Source organism: Saccharibacillus sp. WB 17 (genome assembly GCF_008634075.2).
GTDB lineage: Bacteria > Bacillota > Bacilli > Paenibacillales > Paenibacillaceae > Saccharibacillus > Saccharibacillus brassicae.
Genome location: NZ_VPFK02000039.1, coordinates 1 through 18,196, shown reverse-complemented (window position 1 = coordinate 18,196; position 18,196 = coordinate 1). Strand labels below are relative to the sequence as shown.

The window sequence follows — 18,196 nt, the reverse complement described above, 5'->3', positions numbered from 1 at the left end:
TCCGGACCGTTATTTAAAAAACGTCTGTTTCCCTTTTTTCGGAAGCGGGGCTTTTTTTGTGAATACCCCGGCGAAAATTCGTTGGGGCCGCTGCCGTTTCCCCGTGTTCGTCCGAGGTCCGCGCGCCGGATTGCGGAGCGGCAGACGACCTGCTAGGCTAAATGCAGCGAAGATTCGGGCTATAAGGAGGAACGGCATGAGAGAAAATCCGAGAAAAAAACAAATCGTCGAAGCCGCGGCGCGGGCGATGGCGAGCCGGGGCTATTCGGACGCGTCGATCAAGGAGATCGCGGCGGAAGCCGGATTGGCCGCGCCTGGATTGGTTCATTACTATTTTAAGACCAAAGAAGAAATTCTGCACGAAGTCGTGCGCGAAAGCTGCCGGCGGTACGAAGCGGAATTCGGAGGGCTGTCCGCCGAGCGAGATGCCGGGCCGGACGCCGCCGCGCAGCCGCTGCCGGAGACCGGCGAAGACGCGGACACCCACCGGCCGGAATGGTACAAGCTGCGCTACGAGCTGTTCGCGCTGGGACTGCGCAGCCCGGAGCTGGCCGGAGAGATCGCGGAGCTGCTGCGGGTCGGGCAGGGCGGCATCTCCGGCGTGCTGCAGGCCGCGCTGCCCGTCATCGAGGCGGAAGAACGCGAAGCGCTGTCCGCGGTGCTGCTCGCCTGCTTCGACGGCTTGGCGCTCCAGAAAATGCTTCGGCCGGAGCTGGATCTGGAAAAAGCGTATGCGCTGCTGGAATCGATGATCGTCGAGCGCTTCCCGCCCGCGGAATGAAGATGGATCGGAGCCGCGTTCAAGCTGTTCTGATCCAAAAAGCGTTATCAAAAAAGCGAACGGCGCGATGCTCGCGGCCGTTCGCTTTTCTTTTGCCGCATCGCTTCCGTTGGGCTTCGGTTCAGTACCGCTGCAGCATGGATCGCAGTTCTTCGCGCAGCTGCTCTCTCAGCTCCGGCGGTTCGATTACTTCGGCGGAAGATCCGAGCGAGAGCAGCAGCGGCAGCAGGTCCTCGGTCCGGCGCATGCGAAAATGCAGCCGCCAATCCGCTCCGTCGGCTTCGGCGCTCTCCAGGTAATACGGCCGCTGCTCCCGGACCGTCCGGGCTGCCGCGGCGTTCGCCCGGACGACGGCCCGCATCGAGCGATCGTCCGGCGCCCGGTAATCGGACAGCCGAAAATCGTCGGGCAAGCGGAACGTTTCGTCGAGCACGGCCAGCCGCTCCATCCGCGACACGCGAAAATGCCGGATCGCTTCGCGCGCATGGCAGTAGGCGATCAACATCCAGGCGCCCCGCATCCAGACCAGGCCGTACGGGGACACAGTACGCGAAGCGGATGCCGCTTCCGCGGATGTCGGCGCTTCGTCTCCCGCTCTGGTGTAGCCGAACCGGACGTTGCGCCGCTCCAGCACCGCGCGGCGCAGCAGCTCCGTGCGCTCGAATTCTTCTTCGTCCGCCGCCGAGACATTTTCGATCAGGAGCCGCGTCGTTTCGCGCAGCTGCTCCACGTCCCGGCGCAGGTCCGGCGGCAGCACGGTTTCGATCTTTTCGCGAAAAGAACCCGAACCGAGACGCACGCGCCCGCCGAAATGCCGCGCGGTGAAATCGGCGCCGATCAGCGCGGCTAGCGCTTCGTCCGCAGTCAGCATCACCGGCGGCAGGAAATAACCTTCCATCAACGAGTAGCCGCTGCCGGGCGTGCCCAGCAGCGGAACGCCCGCCTCGCTCAAAGCCTGCATGTCGCGATAAATCGTTCTGACGCTCGTCTCGAACGTTTCGGCCAAATCTTCCGCCCTAAGCGTTCCGCTGCGCTGCAGCCGCAGCAGAATCGCCAGCATGCGATCGGTCTTGTTCACACGGGGTTCCTCCTTCGCCAAGCCGGAAATGTCACGATCGGGCGGCTTGCCTTCCCTGTCTGTTATACCCGATTGCGACCAAAAGGGCGAGCGCCAAAAATCGGCGCCGCCCTTATCCCCTTATGCCCTTATCCTGTTCGGCCTGTCCGCCGGAACCCCGCACACGGCTATTTGAAGTGGTGCAGCCGCTGCGCGACCGCTTCTTCTTCGCTGCGCATCCGCTGCGCGCGATAGAACTGGCTTAACTGCCGGGCATGCGCCATCCAGAGCCGCCGCAGCCGCTCGCGCTCGCTGTCTGCCCACGCGTAATCCAGTTCGGCCAGATAATCGCCCGTGTAGCCGCGCAGAGACGCTTCGTGCAGACTCACCGTCTCCGGCCCGATCGGCGGCAGCGCCGCAAGCCCTTCTTCCCAGTCTTCGACGTCGAGTTTGACCGGGCCCGTTTCCAGCCGGTAGCCCGCCGCCGGACCGCCTTTGGACAGTGTAAGGTCAAGCCCTTCGTCCTTCAGTACCGCCCGGACGGTATAGATCGTATTGTACAGTTGGGACGCCGCCCGGTCCGGCTGAAATCCCTGCCACAGCAGCTCGAACAGCGTGTCCCGGCCGACCATCCGTCCCCGGTTGTGCAGCAGGTAAGCGAACAGTTCCTGCGCTTTGGTCGTTCGCCATTTCGGGTAACCCGGCCCGCGCCCGGGGCGCTCGACCTGCAGCGGTCCCAGGCAGCGCAGTCCGGGTTGTCCGGCCGCGCCGGTCGCTTCCCGGGTCTCCGCCGTCAAGCGATGCCGGGCCCGGTCGAGCGTTCGGCTGAGCCGCTGGCGATCGATCGGTTTTCTCATATAATCCAGCGGATAATATTCGTACGCTTCGACCGCATGCCGGATCGAGCCGCTCGTGAATACGATATCGACCGACGCGTCGGCGGCCCGAATCCGGGAAGCCAGTTCCAATCCGTCGATCTCGGGCATACCGATATCGAGAAAGACGATATCCGGTGCCGTTTCCCGTATCCCTTCCAGAGCCTGGCTGCCATCGCTGAACACGCCGGCGATCCGCACCCCTTCCTCCTGCTCCAGCATGCTTTTCAACCGCAGCAGCGCCAATCTTTCATCGTCGACCAGCAGCGCTTTCATATGACCGCTTCCTTTCTTTCGTTTCCTGATATCGAATTCGTTAAAAAGACCCTGCCCGGAAAGTTCCGGACAGGGTCGTCAATCTTCAGTCGGCAGCCACCCAATCTTCGCCTCCGCCGCTGCGCTTGGCATAATCATGGTCCAGCGAAGCTTCCATCAGATCGCCGTAAGCCCAATGCGCAGCCGATACGTCCGGCCATGTCGCGCCTTCCGCGCCGTGCAGCGGTCCGCGGTCGAACAGCCGGTTCAAGATCGTGACCGCTTCGGCCCGAGTCAGCGCCTGCTGCGGACGGAACGTGCCGTCCGGGTAGCCGGACATGAGACCTTCGCTCTGCACGGCGGCGATGATGCCGCCGGACCAGCCGTTGGCCCGGACATCCGGGAACCCGCCGGTCGAACTTCCTGCCTTCAGACCCAGATAGTTGAACGCGATCGAAGCCATTTCTTCGCGGGTAATCGCGCCGTCCGGCTTGAAGCTGCCGTCCGTGTACCCTTTCATCCAGCCCGCTGTCGTGACCTGACCGACGTAATCGCCGGCCCAATAGCCGCTCCGCAGATCGGAGAAGGCGGACGCTTGCGTGCCGGAGGCCGCTTGCAGTTGGCCCAGACGGCTCAGCATCGCCGCCATCTCGGCCCGGATCACACCTTGATCCGGACGCAGCGTGCCGTCGGTGTACCCCTGGATATACGCGTCATGATGCGCCGCTTCGGCCAGATGCACGATCGTGAACGTGCTGAACTTCTGGATGCCGAAACGCAGGCCGAGCTTGCCGCCCGCCGCCGCGTCCATCGTCACGACTTCGCCGCGTACCACTTCCTTGGTGCCGTCGCTGTGTTCGATATACACGCCCAGTTCCCGCAGGAAGTCGGCGCGCTGCGCCGCGTTCGCCGGCAGTTTTGCCGCGTCCAGCGGCAGCACGAGCGTCACCGGACGGCTCGACAGATTGGTCTCGATCGTCATCGGACGCGAGGCGACCGTCGCCGCTCGGTTGCCGCTCAGCTCGCGCACGACCTGTTCGGTCACGGCGCGATTCTCGACCTGCTGCCGCTGCTGCGGCTGCTTGATCGGCACGAGGCGGAAGTACAGGTCGCCCGCTACCCCTTCGAGCGAAGAGGCCGGCACGACGACCGTGCCGTTCGGGTTGTGGATCTCCAGATTCACGCCGCTGCGGGTCAGCAGCGCGATCGTCGCCTGCGGCAGATTGACGTTGACTTCGCCGATCGCGTCGGTCGGATCCGGAATAAGAATCCGCGCGGTCGGATCGTTTTTGGCCAGTGCTTTGCCGATCGCTTCCTGCGCTTTGGCCGGTGTAAACGTCACCTGGTCGCTCAGCGACCCGTCTGCGTTCGTCGTGCGTTCCAGCTCGACCCGCGTCAGATCCGTCAGACCTTCCGAGCCGGCTGCCACGTCTACCGAGATGATCTGCTTGTTCGGCGCCGCAGGTACAGGCGTCGGCGAAGACGGAATCGGAACGGACGGCGGCGGCGTAACCGGAGTCGTCGGGTTGGTCGGATTCGTCGGTTCGACCGGTACTGGCGTCAGCCCGGAGCGGGCCGCGTTCAGACGGTTCAGCGCGGCATCGATCCGGGCCTGCGTCGCCGTCTTGTCGCCCAGGACCTGCGCTGCTTCGTCCAGCGCCCCTTGCAGTTCGTTCCACGTCGAAGGCGTGTAGGCGGAACCCTTGAGACCCTCGCCGACGATGGCGTCGCGGCGCTGCTGAAGTGCCGTTTTGTCGACGACCGTGAACGTGCGCGTCTTCACCGCGACCTGCCCGTTCTTCTTCGCGGTCACTTCAACCGTGTACGTGCCCGGCGGCAGCGACTGCTCCGAAGCCAGGTTCCAGGCGCCGGTCGACGGGTCGATAACCGCCGCGCCGCCCGCGCCGGCGACGATTTGGCCCTGCGCGTCGCGAACGACGACGTCGAGCGATTCCGTGCCCGGCTCGGTCATGCCGCCGAAGGCCGGCTCGCCGCCGTAGACGACGCCCGTTACCGTATCCGGCTGCGCGATCGTCAGCGCCGCGCCGAATCCGCTGTGGGCCGGTTCATTGAAGCTGCCGACCGTTCCGCCGTTCAGTCCTTGCAGGCTGCCCGTCGCCGAATCGTAGGACACGCCGACCGTGTCAACGTTCGACAAGTCGAGATCGGCCGGCAGATTGATGCGTACCCGCGTCGGATCCTGCGGATCGACGCTGATATTCGAAGGCAGAAGCGGCACGTCGGTGCTGCCGACGCGAACCGTGAAGCCGGCCGGCACCTGGCCGCCGAACGTCACGCCGCGATCCAGCGTCACCGTCACGCTGGAACCGGAAGATCCTTTTTCCAGCACCGCCCGGTCAAACGAGACTCCCTGAAGCTTCAGGCCGTCGTAGGCATCGGACAGCGCTTTGAGCGCCTGGTCGATTTGAGCCTGCGAAGCAAGCGGATTGCCGAGTTGAAGCTTCGCCGCGGCCTGCTTCTCCACCAGGACGGACCAGCTTGCCGGCGTATAATCGTTCTCTTTGAGCTTGCCTGCGGTCAATTCGCCGTCGATCAGAGACACTCTGGCGTCGAGCGCCGTCTTGTCGACATGGGCGAACGTGAAGAACTCTCCGTCGGCCAGTTTATCGCTGCCGAGCGTGATGCTTCCCGACGCATCCAGAGGCAGAAATCTCGGGTTCTGCAAATCTTCCCGGGAGCTGACGACCAGATAATGCTGTTCCGGCTGCGCGGCATTGCGCGGCGCAAGATCGAGCTGCAGCGTGACCGCTTGATTGCCCCAGTTGGTCGTATCCGTTTTGTGGATACGCTCCATCCGCTTCAACGAGACGTCCTGTGTCTGGGCAATGGTCTGCGTGTAGTTCGCGTCGGTGCCGTTATCGCCGAAAATGAAAAACGACAGGTCAGCGGCGAATTCGTTGAGGTTGGCCGAGTTGGTCTCCTGAACGGCCGTGCCCAGCGCCGCCGTCACGACCGCGCCCGCTTCCTGCGCTTTGGCCTGCTTCTGCTTCAGGCCGCTGCCCGAATCGCTGCCGATGCTCGTGATTCGGTGCGTGTACGAGCCGTTGAGTACGGAGTCCCACACTTTATTTTCGCCGGAATCGAGGTAGGAAGCGTCGTAAGTGTCCCCCGGACTGATTGTATATCCGTTCTTGATCGCCAGGTAAGTGCTCACCTTTTGGCGCTCCAGATCCGTCAGGGCGCGATCGTATACGATGATATCGAGGATCTTGCCGTCCCAATACCCTTCGGCTTGACCTTCCGGAATGACTTTGCCGATGGCCGCACCGTGCGTGTCGGTCGTATTCCACATCTTGGGCACGATTTGCCCGAATCCGTTCGGTTTATTCTCTTCGACAGGTTTCATTTTGCTGTACAATCTGGCAATATTGTCGTTTCCGCTTTCTCCGCCGGTCCAAGTCAGGAACTGCTCATGCGGAAATTCAACGTTAACCAGATTGTCGACGGAATACATCGTTTGGGTGCGGTCCGTCGAAGAGTTCATCGGAGTCAGTCCCAATTTGCTTCCGTTTCTCAGCATGCCCGCGGCCGTATTGACGCTGTTGGCCGTTCCCCACGCAATCACATAGCTGATCCCGGACAACGTATCGGTTTTGGCCGCGATCGCGACCGTTCTGGCCTTTTTGCCAAGCGGCAGCGTATTGATGCCAAGCGACAAAAAGTCCCGATCAAAATCCAGCACCGGATTGAAGTTGATATTGTGCGCCGAATCATTCCAATACGTCGGCTGTGACGCCGCCGCGGTCTGAGCCGCATTATTGGCCGACGCGCTCTGATCTTTCCAGGCCGCCACGGATTCTCCGTTCATCGAACCGGCGTCCATATCCGATCTCATCCACAACACCGGTCCGGCCACGCCGCCCGGATTGATCGTGACCGCGGCATGCGCCGTGCCCATCGCTCCGAAAGCCCCTTCGGCCGTACCGATCACGACGGCCACCACCAGCAGCGAACGGAAGCCCCGTTTCACGCCGTAACCCCATTTTTTGAATTCCATAATTCCCCCACTTTCCGATTTGAATAGCCATCCTCTATTTCTGCTCCAGCCTACCAAACGGACATGTACAAAAAATATACAAGTCCCGTGTAGGTGCGCCGCAGACGGGTTCGAGCAGGTTTTTTGGACGTCGGAAAAATCCCTATTTTAAAAAAACCTCTGTCTGCCGACATATATAGTAAATTTTATTCACTTTCATTCCGTGCATCCAATCGCTTGGAACGAAACCCGTGATCGAACAGGAGGAATATCCGGCATCATGTTAATCGGCGTATATCATCGTACCGACCCGTTCGAGGCCATTGGACGAGCGCGCATCGACGCGCTGCTCGCGGAAGCGGAGCGCCAGAACGTCTCGCTCTGCTTCTTCGGCCTGGACGGCATCGATCCCGAAAGGGAAACGATCAAGGCGCTTCACCCCCATCACGACCAATTCCACCTGCGCGAGACCCCTTATCCGGACGTCGTGCTGAACGAAGCTCCGGAGCTTGCCGCCAAGCGGCCCGAAGCGGAAAAAGCGCTGCGCCAAAAAGTTCCTTTCGCCGTTCACCTGATCGGAGACAAAGAGGCGGTGGCTTCGTCCCTTCAAGCGGAGTTTGCCGAGCTTCTGCTGCCGACGGAGCCGCTCGACTCGGCGCAGCGCGCGCTGGACATGCTGGCGCTGCACGGCGACGTCGTCATCAAGCCGGCCGCGGGGCGCCGCGGTCAGGGCCTGCTGCGCCTGCGCCGCGAAGCGGACCGCTACCGGCTGGACGAGAGCGGCGGCGCTTCGCGCCTGCTCGGCCCAAGCGCGCTGAACAAACGGCTGCGCCAAATCGCCTCCGACCCGCGGCGCCATCTGGTTCAGGCCTGCCGGCCGACTTTGACGCTGCAGGGCGAGCCGATCGATTACCGCGTGCACGTCCAGCGCGACGAGCACGGCGAGTTCCGCGTCACCCGCACGTATCCGCGCGTCGGCCGGCCCGGGTCGTTCGTCAGCAATCTCGGGGCGGGCGGAACGAGCCCGGATCTCGAAGAGACGCTTCGATCCCTGCACGGAGAAGACGCCGGAGCGCTGCGGATCAAGCTGGAACAGACGGCGCTGCGGCTGGCGGAAGCCGTCAATCGGCCGTATCCGTTTTTGTGCAACGAACTCGGGATCGACCTGCTGCTCGGCGAGCGCGGCGAGATCTTTTTCCTCGAAGCCAACGCTTCGCCCGAGACGCGCGACCACGAAGAGCTGCGCGCGGTGCGGCTGCTCGGCTTCTGCCGGCATATGCACGCCGTGCGGAGCGGTCAGATTCGCACGCGGCAGACGCTCGGCATGCTCGTATCCGAACGCGACAACGAAGTGCGGCTGCACGACGCCATGGCTTTTGCCAGCGCCGCGCACGATGCCGATTTCTTCTGGTTCCGTCCGGTCGACGCGGCGTTCGCTTCCCCGCTGCTCAAAGCGCAAGTGTTTGAACGCGGCCGCTGGACGGCGCAGTACCGGCGCCTGCCCGACGTCGTGTACGACCGGCTCAAGGAACGGGGGCTGCGGCGCTCGGAGCAAGCTTACCTCAGGCTCGAAGGCATCCCCAACACGCATTCGCGCCCGGCCGGCAGCTTCAGCAAGCTCAAAGCCTACGAACTGCTCTCGGGCGATCCCGAAGTCGCTCCGCACCTGATTCCGTACGCCGCGCTGGATTCCGCCGCGGCAGCGAAATCGTTTATCGACGACCACGGCCAGACCGTGATCAAGCCGAGCGGCGGGACGAAAGGTTCCGCGATCATCGTCGTCCGGCGGGAAGGCGAGCATTATCGCGTCGACGATCCGCTGTACAGCCATCTGCTGCCCGAAGACCGGTTATCCGAGCTGCTCGGCGGATTGGCCGCAAGCAAAGAGATGGTCCTGCAAAAATTCGTCGACAGCGTGACTCCGGAAGGACTGCCTTTTCATATTCGCGTCCATCTGATCCGGGGCGAAGACGACCGGTTCCACATCATCGGCCATATGCCGTACATCTCCACGCAGCAGCGCCACAAAGTCGTCAACCACCATACCAACCTGCGGGCTTTTACCCAATGGAGCTGGTTCCTGCCGTACCAGTTCCCGGGCCGCGAAGAAGAAATGGACGCCCGCGTCCGCCGTTTCGCTCTTGCCGCCGCAGATCGGCTCGAAGACCAGCTGGAACACAAACTGTGGGAAATCGGGCTCGATCTCGGCATCGAACGCGACGGCTCGATCTGGCTGTACGAAGCTAACATGAACAAAGTCGGAGTCATCAGCCGCGAACTGGAAGCGTCCAAGATCCTGGTGCCTTCCTGCCTGCGGCTGATACGTCCGTAGATCCATAGATCCATAGATCCATAGATCCATAGATCCATAGATCCTATTCGATAATCAGGAGCGTGCCTTATGAACAACAAGAAGAATGCAGCCCGCAGCAAAAGCAAAAATAAAGCAAAAGTCATGCTCCGTTCCGCCGTGCTCACGACCGGCTTGACCGCCCAGCTGTTGACGGGTTCCTCCGTCGCGGCCCACGCCGAGCCCGCAACTTACGAAGGCGATTCGTTCGCCTATCTGAGCCAGTACCTCGGCCTCGGCGCCGCTTACGCGGAACCTGCGGACGACACGCTCTCCGACCAGCCGTTCGAAGCGCTGGGCGAATCGGGCGGCGACACGGGCGGCGGCAGCTCGGGCACCGAAATCCCCGAAGCCGACCTCGCCTGGCAGAGCCTGACGGCCGAATCCGGCGACCAATCGGCGACGCTTCGTTATACCAAGCCCCGGAACTTCGAAGACGGCCGACTGGAAATTTCGGGAGACGACGGCATGAATTACGAAACGGTCAACCCGTCGAACGTTTCGAACCTCACGGACACGTCGCTGACCGTCACGGGCCTCGTTAACGGGAAAACGTATTATTTCCGCTTCGCGATCAAAAGCCATTCGAACGTCGGCTACTCCAACTTCGTATCGGCTACGCCGAAAGGCACGCTTCCGCCAACGGAAACGCCGCCTCCGGTCGAGACTCCGCCTGCCGCTCCGGCACCGGCGCCTACGTTCGAAGTTCCGGCACCGACGACTGCAACGACTGCACCGACGACTGCACCGACAACCCCGGCCGCAGGCGCGGAAGAATCGATCCAGGTGCTCGCCGTCTCGGCCGGCAACCTGACGACCCGTTCGGCCAGCCTGACCCGTTCCACGGCGGAGGACGGCTCGTCGCGCGCGGAACTCCGGCTGACTCCGCAAGGGATCTCCCAGGCTTCCGAGCAGGCGGCACGCGGCGAGACGCTCGCTTATCGCCTGCCGCAGCTCAGCGGTACCGCCATGCAGATCCTGTTGGACGGCAGCACGCTTGCGCCGCTGTCGAGCAAAGCGAATAGACTCTCGGTTAGCACGGCCGACGTCGGCATCACGTTCCCGGTCGAACGCCTGCGCCTCTCCGAAGCCGCGCAGCGCCTCGGCGTGACGTCGGATCAAGTCTCGATCCGGATCGAGATCGAGAAGACGCCCGTATCGACGACTCCGGGCGCCTGGACCAAAGCGGTCGGCGCCGTGCCGGTCGGCGACGCGTACGCGTTCCGCATGATCGCGAGCAGCGGTTCCAAATCGACTGACATTAACGGCTACGACCGCCGCTACGGCGAGCAGACGATTCCCGTTCCCGCCGGTTCCGACCTCGCAAGCCTCGGCGCCGTCATGCTCGTCGACGGCAAATACGTGCCGATTCCGGTCACGTTCAAGGACGGCCAGGCGATCCTGCACACGACCGGCGGCAATCCGGTCCTGCTCGTTCGTTACGACAAACCAGCCGAATCCGGCAAATGGTTCGATAGCGCGGTCAGCGCGTCGACGACCAAAGGCATTCTCGAAGGCCGCGAAGTCGCCGCGCCGCTAGACCGCGAAGCGTTCGCCCGCATGACGGTACGCGCGCTCGGCCTTGAGTCGTACAGCACGAACGCCGCTTCGTCGCTGGCCGCGCTGCGCAGCGCGGGCTTGTACGAAGGGCTGCCGGCCAGCGTCCAGTCCGACGGAGCGATCACCCGCGAAGAGATGATCGCGATCCTCGTGAACGCCAGCCGCCAGTTCGACCTGCAGCTGAACGCCCTCGCCCCGGCTTCGACCACGGCGAAAAACGCGTTCGGCGATGCCGGCGACGTCTCCGAATGGGCCGATTCGTACGTCGAGACCGCGTACGCGGCGGGCCTGTTCCGCGGCGACAAAGGACAGATCATCGCCGCGCAGCGCCAGGGAACGGCCGGCGAAGCCGCCGCGCTGCTGGTCAACCTGCTGCGCAGCACGGGACTGGCCGATCCGGCCGGCAAGTAACATCATTTTGCAAGAAGCGATTTTCAGAGCAGCTCCATTGGAAAATCGCCGGCAAGCAGCGAGGCGCGCCAGCGCTGCGCAATCAGAACGGCAAAAAGAAGCGGAAGGCCCCGGGGCCTCCCGCTTCTTTTTGTGCTTGCCGTGCGCCGTATGCGCGGCTCGGCTAGGCATGATACATCCTGCGTCAGTCGGCAGCCACCCAATCTTCGCCTCCGCCGCTGCGCTTGGCATAATCGTGATCCAGCGAAGCTTCCATCAGATCGCCGTAAGCCCAATGCGCCGCCGATACGTCCGGCCATGTCGCGCCTTCCGCGCCGTGCAGCGGTCCGCGGTCGAACAGCCGGTTCAAGATCGTGACCGCTTCGGCCCGCGTCAGCGCCTGCTGCGGACGGAACGTGCCGTCCGGATAGCCGGACATGAGCCCTTCGCTCTGCACGGCGGCGATGAGGCCGCCGGACCAGCCGTTGGCCCGGACATCCGGGAACCCGCCGGTCGCACTTCCTGCCTTCAAGCCCAGATAGTTGAACGCGATCGAAGCCATTTCTTCGCGGGTAATCGCGCCGTCCGGCTTGAAGCTGCCGTCCGTGTACCCTTTCATCCAGCCTGCTGTCGTGACCTGACCGACGTAATCGCCGGCCCAATAGCCGCTCCGCAGATCGGAGAAGGCGGCCGCTTGCGTACCGGAGGCCGCTTGCAGTTGGCCCAGACGGCTCAGCATCGCCGCCATCTCGGCCCGGATCACGCCTTGATCCGGACGCAGCGTGCCGTCGGTGTACCCCTGGATATACGCGTCATGATGCGCCGCTTCGGCCAGATGCACGATCGTGAACGTGCTGAACTTCTGAATGCCGAAGCGCAGGCCGAGTTTGCCGCCTGCTGCCGCGTCCATCGTCACGACTTCGCCGCGCACCACTTCCTTGGTGCCGTCGCTGTGTTCGATATACACGCCCAGTTCCCGCAGGAAGTCGGCGCGCTGCGCCGCGTTCTCCGGCAGTTTTGCCGCGTCAAGCGGCAGTACGAGCGTCACCGGACGGCTCGACAGATTGGTCTCGATCGTCATCGGACGCGAGGCAACCGTTGCCGCTTTGTTGCCGCTCAGCTCGCGCACGACCTGTTCGGTCACGGCGCGATTCTCGACCTGCTGCCGCTGCTGCGGCTGCTTGATCGGTACGAGGCGGAAGTACAGGTCGCCGGACACCCCTTCGAGCGAAGAGGCCGGTACGACAATTGTGCCGTTCGGATTGTGGATCTCCAGATTTACGCCGCTGCGGGTCAGCAGCGCGATCGTCGCCTGCGGCAGATTGACGTTGACTTCGCCGATCGCGTCGGTCGGATCGGGAATAAGAATCCGCGCGGTCGGATCGTTTTTGGCCAGCGCTTTGCCGATCGCTTCCTGCGCTTTGACCGGCGTGAACGTCACCTGGTCGCTCAGCGACCCGTCCGCGTTCGTCGTGCGTTCCAGCTCGACCCGCGTCAGATCCGTCAGCCCTTCCGAGCCGGCTGCCACGTCTACCGAGATGATCTGCTTGTTCGGCGCCGCAGGTACCGGCGTCGGCGAAGGCACCGACGGTTGGAACGGCGGATTGACCGACAGAACGGTCAGCGCCGAGCGAGCCGCGTTCAGGCGGTTCAGCGCGGCATCGATCCGGGCCTGCGTCGCCGTCTTGTCGCCCAGGACCTGCGCCGCTTCGTCAAGCGCCCCTTGCAGTTCGTTCCACGTCGAAGGCGTGTAGGCCGAACCGTTCAGATTCTCGCCGACGATGGCGTCACGGCGCTGCTGAAGCGCCGTTTTGTCGACGACCGTGAACGTGCGGGTCTTCACCGCGACCTGCCCGTTCTTCTTCGCGGTCACTTCAACCGTGTACGTGCCCGGCGGCAGCGACTGCTTCGAAGCCAGGTTCCAGGCGCCGGTCGACGGGTCGATGACCGCCGCACCGCCTGCGCCGGTGACGATTTGGCCCTGCGCGTCGCGAACGACGACGTCGAGCGATTCCGTGCCCGGCTCGGTCATGCCGCCGAACGACGGCTCGCCGCCGTAGACGACACCCGTTACGGTATCCGGCTGCGCGATCGTCAGCGCCGCACCGAATCCGCTGTGGGCCGGTTCATTGAAGCTGCCGACCGGCCCGCCGTTCAGCCCTTTCAGGCTGCCCGTCGCCGAATCGTAAGCCACGCCGACCGTGTCGACGTTCGACAGGTCGAGATCGGCGGGCAGGTCGATCCATACCCGCTTCGGATTCTGCGGATCGACCTTGATGTTGGCTGCCGGGACGACAACTTCCGCGCCGCCGACACGAACCGTGAAGCCGGCCGGTACCTGGCCGTCGAACGTCACGCCCCGATCGAGCGTAATCGCGATGCGCGAACCGGACGTTCCTTTTTCCAATACCGCCTGATCGAACGCCGCTCCCTGGGGCTTGAGTGCCTGCCGGGAATCGGACAGTTCCTTCAACGCCCGGTCGACGGCGCTTTGCGAAGCGTTGACGTCCGACAATACGGCGCTTGCCGCTATCCGTTTATTTTGCAGGTCGTTCCAGCTGTCGGGCGTGTAATCTTCCGGCTTCAGCGTTCCGCCGGACAATTCGTTGTCGATCGCAGCCGCGCCTGTCGTCAGTGCCGTTTTGTCGACGCGGGCGAACGTGAAGTAACTTCCGTCCGCCAATTCGCTGCTGTCGAGCGAGATTTTGCCGTCTTTGTCCGCCGGATAGAACTTCGCGCCCGCAAAAGTTTCGTTGGCGCTTGCGACCAGGTAATACTGCTGGGAAGCCGATGCCGTTTGGGCCAGATCCAGATCCAGCGTCACGACCCGATCGACCCAGTCCGTTTTCTCCACTTTGAACGTACGCTCCATGACCGGGAACGTACCGGCCTGCGTGTCCGTAACCGTGCCCGTGTACGAAGCGGCTTTGCCATTGTCGCCGAACGTCAGGAAAGACTGTTCGTTCGTGATCGCATTCGCGTTGTCTTTGTTCGACGGCGCCACTTCCACGCCCAGCGCCAACGTTACGAGCGCGTCTTTATCTTGCGACTTGGACTGCTTCTGCTCCAGTCCGCTGAGAGCGTCTCTGCCGATGCCCGTAATCCGGTGCCCGTAGCCCGCATTGTCGCCGGCGTCCCACATCGAGCTGCCGTCGCTTGCGATATAGTCGACGTTCTCCAGATTGCTGCCCGTCAGCGTCATTCCGTATTTGAGCGCGAGGTAACTGTTCACCTTTTGGCGTTCCTGATCCGCAAGCTTGCGGTTGAAGACGATCATCTCGGAGACGCTGCCGTCCAGCACCTGATTATGCGCCGCCCCGAAATAGTAAGCGCCCGACGAAGGCACCTGGCTGACAAAGTCGACGGTGTTGGTATTGTCCAGCGTCACCTGTTCGCCGTTCAGGGAAGCCGCCCACTCGCCCGGCATACTGTGCATGTTCAGCAGGGTCCCCTGCGTCAGGTCGCGCTGCTTCAGATCGACCGTTCGGGTCTGGGACGAACCGAAGTAGGTAGACAGGCTGGAAGGCAAATACCGGGCGCCCGCCGCGGAATAACCGCCTCCGAGTTCCCACGGATACCCTTTCGAAGCGGTCGCTTGCACCCGCTGCACCGAGAAGACTTCGACGGTATCCGTAATTTTATTTTTGAATCCCGACGCTGCCGGTACCTGGAAATAACCGTAACCGGCATACGCCGGATTGAAATTCAGCGCGGCGGCATCGTACGTTACCGCGCCCGATGCCATCCAATCGAATGGCGAAGACAAATCTGTCAGCTTGGGAATGACCTGTCCCTGCGACTGCTGCGAACTTCTCGCGATGTCTACCCACGAGACCAATCCGCTCTGGATGCCGCCCGCGTAGACATTTTCGGTCACCGATGCCGCAGCGGCGTTCGCTGCTTCAGCGGCCGCGCGGCCCGTACCCGGGCCGATTCCCGCCAAGCTTCCGGCCGTCAGCACCCCCGCCAACGCCAGTCTGAGCATCCTGCCCGACCCTGCCGGATTTTTCGTTTTCAACAATTGTTCCATCCCCCTGTCCTTGGTTCGAACCTTTTCTTCGCCTTGCCGTCATTGCGTTCTTGTACACCCTAACAGACCGACATCTACAAAAAATATACAGCCGTCCGACCGCCTGCGCGCCCGACAAAACCGGCACCGGAAAGGTCGGGCGGAGGCGGCCAAAATCCGGTATCTTGAAATCAAGGAGGGGAATGCGGTGAACGTACTGGAAAATATGAACGAAGCGATGGCCTATATCGAACAGCATCTCGGCGACGAGATCGACCTGAAGGCGGCTGCCCGGATCGCTTTGTGTTCGGAGACCCATTTCAGGCGGATGTTTTCGTTTCTCGCCGGGGTCACGCTGACCGAATACGTCCGGCGCAGACGACTGACGCTGGCGGCCTGGGAGCTGCAAAGCGGCGGCGCGAAGATCGTCGATCTCGCGCTCAAGTACGGATACGACTCGGCGGATTCGTTTGCGCGGGCGTTCCGGTAGCTGCACGGCGTGACGCCGTCCGAAGCGCGCCGCAGCGGCGCGAAGCTTCAGGCGTATCTGCCCATGACCTTCCGATTGACCGTTGAAGGAGGAGAGCGCATGAAAGTTCGTATCGTGGAAAAAGAAGCTTTTCGCATCGTCGGCATCATGAAGCGGGTTCCGATCGTGTTCTCAGGCGTGAACCCGGATATTGCCGCGATGTGGCACAGTCTGGACATGGACAAAATCGGCCTGATGAAAAAAGTGTCGAATATCGAACCCGGCGGCCTCGTCAGCGCTTCGACCCGGTTCTCGGAAGAGCGGATGCAGGAAAAAGGCGGGCTCGACCATTACATCGGAGCCGCGACCACCCTCGCGGTTCCGGAAGGCTTCGCTTCGCTGGAAGTGGAAGCTTCGAGCTGGGCCGTGTTCGAAGCCGTCGGCAAATTCCCGGACGCGCTGCAGGAGACATGGGGCCGCATCTATTCGGAGTGGTTCCCTTCTGCCGGCTATGAGCAGGCGGAAGGGCCGGAGCTGCTGTGGAACGAGCAGCGCGACCAGAGCGCGCCGGATTACCGCAGCGAGATCTGGATTCCGGTCGGAAAGCGGAAGGACGGAACGAAACCGAACAGAACGGAGTCGAACACAACGGAGTCGAACACAACGGAGTCGAACACAACGGAGCAAGCTTGAAAAAGACCCCGAACGGAAGCCGGGCCGCGAGGCCTGCGCTTTCGTTCGGGGTCTTCGAATGTACGGTGAAATATAAGGATTGAAGTCATGGGGCTGCCGATGATAAAAAGGCATTAACGATCATAAAAAGGTTTTTTCCATGATTCCATACTGTATGAATGCTTATAGTATGAATACTAACTATAAATCCTCTAAGAAAAATTGGAATCATCCTGAGAACGGCGTGAAGTTCTCCCTCAAGTTCCCGGCAGCTCCGCGCCCGTTCCGAACGCGCAGCCGCCGGTCCCCTGTCAGTCGCGCCACTTCATAAAGCGGCGCTCGAACAGGTCGACCAGCGCGAACAAGGCGAATCCGGCCGCGCTGAACAGCAGGATGCCGGCGTACATTTCGGGGTAGTCCAGCCGCAGCCAGGCGTCCATGATGAAGTAGCCCAGGCCGTGCTCCGTGCCGTAGATTTCCGTGAAGAACAGGACGGAAAAAGCCGTGCCAAGCGAGATCCGCACCGTGCTGAGAATCGGCGACAGCGCGCCGGGCAGCGTGACGTACGCGAAGCGCGCCAGGCGGCCGGCCCCGAGCGTGGTCAGCACGTCGTACGCGGCGGCCGGAATCGCTTTGACCCCGTCGCGTACGGAGATGATGACCTGGAAAACGAGAATAAGCGCGATCATGGCGATCTTCGACGCTTCGCCGAGACCGAGAAACAGCATCGCCACCGGCAGCAGCGCGATCTTCGGAATCGGATACGTCAGGTACACGACCGGATCGAGCAGCCGGTTCCAGCGCGGCGAGCGGCCCATGAGCAGGCCGAGCAGCAGCCCTCCGGCCAGCGCAAGCGCGAGGCCGGCGAAGACGCGGCCCAGACTCGTACCGATATGGAGCGCCATTTCGCTTCCGTCCAGCGCAAGCAGCGCGCGGTACACGGCGGCGGGAGACGGCAGCATCTCCCGCTTCAACAAGGCGGACAGCAGCGCCCACAGCCCGTGCAGCGCGGCGAAGACGGCCAGCAGCCGCAGCAGCGGCTGCGCGTGGCGTCCGTTCATGGGGCGCTCACCGCCCCGCCGCCCAGCAGCCGGCGCAGCGTGCGAACCTGCGCGTAGAAGCGTTCATCGTCGCGCCGGCTGTCAAACGGCAGCGAGCAGATCGCTTCGTTGTCGATCACGCGCACGCTGGCGGGCGCGGCGCCGGAAGTTCCGGCCGCGGTGCCCGAAGACGCCGGGGCCGGACGCTTCGCTGCCGCCAGCAGCACGATCTTCCGGCCGAGCAGGACGGCTTCTTCCACGTCGTGCGTGACGAACAGCATCGTTGAAGGCTGCGTGAGCCAGCTGCCGAGCAGCAGGCGCTGCAGCCCTTCGCGCGTCGCCGCGTCGAGCGCGGAGAACGGCTCGTCCAGCAGGAGCAGGTCCGGCCGCACCGCGAAGGCGCGTGCGATCGCCACGCGCTGCTGCTGCCCGCCGCTCAGCGCGCGCGGATAGCGGCGTTCCAGGCCGCCGAGGCCCATAAGGCCGAGCCAGCGGAGCGCGGCCTCTTCGCGCTGCGCGCGAGGCTCCGCCGGACGCGCGATGCGCAGCGCGGTCCGGACGTTCGCGAGCGCCGTCTGCCACGGCAGCAGGCCGTAGTCCTGCGGCACGAAGCCGACGCGCACCGCCGGTCCTTCGGCTCCGGCGGCGCCGGCCGCGCGCCCGCCGCCAAGCGGGCGGCTGCCCAGGGCGAGACGGCCGCCGAAGCCCGGCAGCAGTCCCGCGGCCGCCCGCAGCAGCGTC

The 18,196-nt window shown here is 63.1% G+C and carries 9 protein-coding genes and 1 pseudogene; 4 read left to right on the top strand and 6 right to left on the bottom strand.

Annotated elements, in window-relative coordinates:
* Positions 1–196 precede the first annotated feature (196 nt).
* Positions 197–781, top strand: a complete 585-nt coding sequence (locus tag FTE24_RS17730) for a TetR/AcrR family transcriptional regulator (protein WP_150234894.1) — start codon at positions 197–199, stop codon at positions 779–781.
* 121 nt (positions 782–902) lie between these two features.
* On the opposite strand, the gene FTE24_RS17725 is transcribed toward FTE24_RS17730, so the two are convergent.
* The 3 genes from FTE24_RS17725 to FTE24_RS17715 all read right to left on the bottom strand — a co-directional run bounded on the left by FTE24_RS17725 (position 903) and on the right by FTE24_RS17715 (position 6,986).
* Positions 903–1,859 carry a WYL domain-containing protein gene (locus tag FTE24_RS17725; protein WP_150234892.1) on the bottom strand — a complete coding sequence of 319 codons (957 nt, stop codon included), beginning with the start codon at positions 1,857–1,859 and terminating at the stop codon, positions 903–905.
* Positions 1,860–2,026: 167 nt separating this feature from the next.
* On the bottom strand, positions 2,027–2,989 hold the full coding sequence (locus tag FTE24_RS17720) for a response regulator (RefSeq protein WP_150234891.1): 963 nt from the start codon (positions 2,987–2,989) through the stop codon (positions 2,027–2,029).
* Between the two features lie 85 nt (positions 2,990–3,074).
* Entirely contained in the window at positions 3,075–6,986 is a 3,912-nt protein-coding gene (locus FTE24_RS17715) for an S-layer homology domain-containing protein (RefSeq protein WP_160441818.1), read from the bottom strand.
* A 259-nt stretch (positions 6,987–7,245) separates the two neighbouring features.
* Between FTE24_RS17715 and FTE24_RS17710 the strand changes: the two genes are divergently transcribed.
* Entirely contained in the window at positions 7,246–9,297 is a 2,052-nt protein-coding gene (locus tag FTE24_RS17710) for a YheC/YheD family protein (RefSeq protein ID WP_150235718.1), read from the top strand.
* Between the two features lie 69 nt (positions 9,298–9,366).
* The gene (locus tag FTE24_RS17705; protein ID WP_150235720.1) at positions 9,367–11,286 is read left to right on the top strand and encodes a fibronectin type III domain-containing protein; all 1,920 of its coding nucleotides are present in this window, start codon (positions 9,367–9,369) and stop codon (positions 11,284–11,286) included.
* A 184-nt stretch (positions 11,287–11,470) separates the two neighbouring features.
* Here the strand turns inward: FTE24_RS17705 and FTE24_RS17700 are convergent, their stop codons facing one another.
* Positions 11,471–15,286, bottom strand: a complete 3,816-nt coding sequence (locus FTE24_RS17700; RefSeq protein WP_160441817.1) for an S-layer homology domain-containing protein — start codon at positions 15,284–15,286, stop codon at positions 11,471–11,473.
* Between the two features lie 196 nt (positions 15,287–15,482).
* Between FTE24_RS17700 and FTE24_RS17695 the strand changes: the two are divergent.
* Positions 15,483–16,352: pseudogene (locus tag FTE24_RS17695) on the top strand (AraC family transcriptional regulator); the annotation flags it as partial.
* 374 nt (positions 16,353–16,726) lie between these two features.
* Here the strand turns inward: FTE24_RS17695 and FTE24_RS17690 are convergent.
* A complete protein-coding gene (locus FTE24_RS17690) occupies positions 16,727–17,476 on the bottom strand; it encodes an ABC transporter permease (RefSeq protein WP_150234009.1) in 750 nt (249 codons plus the stop codon).
* A partial coding sequence (locus tag FTE24_RS17685) for an ABC transporter ATP-binding protein (protein WP_160441816.1) occupies positions 17,473–18,196 on the bottom strand: 724 nt, incomplete at its 5' end. The genes FTE24_RS17685 and FTE24_RS17690, both read right to left, overlap by 4 nt.

Coding starts and splice junctions, on each gene's coding strand:
- FTE24_RS17705 (WP_150235720.1), top strand. CDS start 9,367: ATGAACAACAAGAAGAATGCAGCCCGCAGCAAAAGCAAAAATAAAGCA.
- FTE24_RS17710 (WP_150235718.1), top strand. CDS start 7,246: ATGTTAATCGGCGTATATCATCGTACCGACCCGTTCGAGGCCATTGGA.
- FTE24_RS17720 (WP_150234891.1), bottom strand. CDS start 2,989: ATGAAAGCGCTGCTGGTCGACGATGAAAGATTGGCGCTGCTGCGGTTG.
- FTE24_RS17730 (WP_150234894.1), top strand. CDS start 197: ATGAGAGAAAATCCGAGAAAAAAACAAATCGTCGAAGCCGCGGCGCGG.
- FTE24_RS17690 (WP_150234009.1), bottom strand. CDS start 17,476: ATGAACGGACGCCACGCGCAGCCGCTGCTGCGGCTGCTGGCCGTCTTC.
- FTE24_RS17715 (WP_160441818.1), bottom strand. CDS start 6,986: ATGGAATTCAAAAAATGGGGTTACGGCGTGAAACGGGGCTTCCGTTCG.